The sequence below is a fragment of the Nguyenibacter vanlangensis genome, assembly GCF_013376155.1.
GTDB classification, from domain to species: Bacteria; Pseudomonadota; Alphaproteobacteria; order Acetobacterales; family Acetobacteraceae; genus Gluconacetobacter; species Gluconacetobacter vanlangensis.
The window spans coordinates 1-616 of the sequence record NZ_JABXXP010001172.1 but is presented as its reverse complement, the minus strand read 5'-3'; the positions used below and the strand labels follow the sequence as shown (position 1 = coordinate 616).

General features: G+C 72.4%; 1 protein-coding gene. It reads left to right on the top strand.

Features of this window, described 5'->3' with window-relative positions; genetic code table 11:
* A partial coding sequence (locus HUK84_RS21945) for an FGGY-family carbohydrate kinase (RefSeq protein WP_246285832.1) occupies nucleotides 1-616 on the top strand: 616 nt, incomplete at both ends.

Genomic DNA, 616 nt, shown 5'->3' with positions numbered 1-616 from the left:
ATCCTGGCCGGAGGAGCCGGCGACAATGCGGCCGGCGCGGTCGGGCTGGGGGCGGTGCGGGAGGGCGATGCCTTCGTCTCGCTGGGGACGTCGGGAGTGGTGTGGGCCACGACCGAGCGTTTTCGCCCCCGGCCGGAATCGGCCATCCATGCCTTCTGCCATGCGGTGCCGGAGATGTGGCACCAGATGGGAGTGACCCTGTCCGCCGCGTCCTGCCTGGCCTGGTGGGCGGAGGTGGCCGGACGGGACGAGGCGGCGCTGCTGGCCGAATTGCCGGAGCGGATCGCCGCGCCGTCGGGTGTGCTGTTCCTGCCCTATCTGTCCGGGGAGCGGACGCCCCATAACGACGCCGCGATCCGGGGCGCGTTCGTCGGGCTGGATCGGGCGAGCACGCGGGCGGACATGACCCAGGCCGTGCTGGAAGGCGTGGCCTTTTCGTTTCGCGATGCCCTGGACGGGTTGGCATCGGCGGGTTCCGTCCTGCGCCAGGCCGACGTGATCGGCGGCGGGTCGCGCAGCGCGGCCTGGGTGTCGATCCTGGCCTCGGTCATGGATATTCCGCTGCATCGTCTGGCGCACGGAGAGCAGGGCGGCGCGTTCGGCGCGGCGCGGCTGG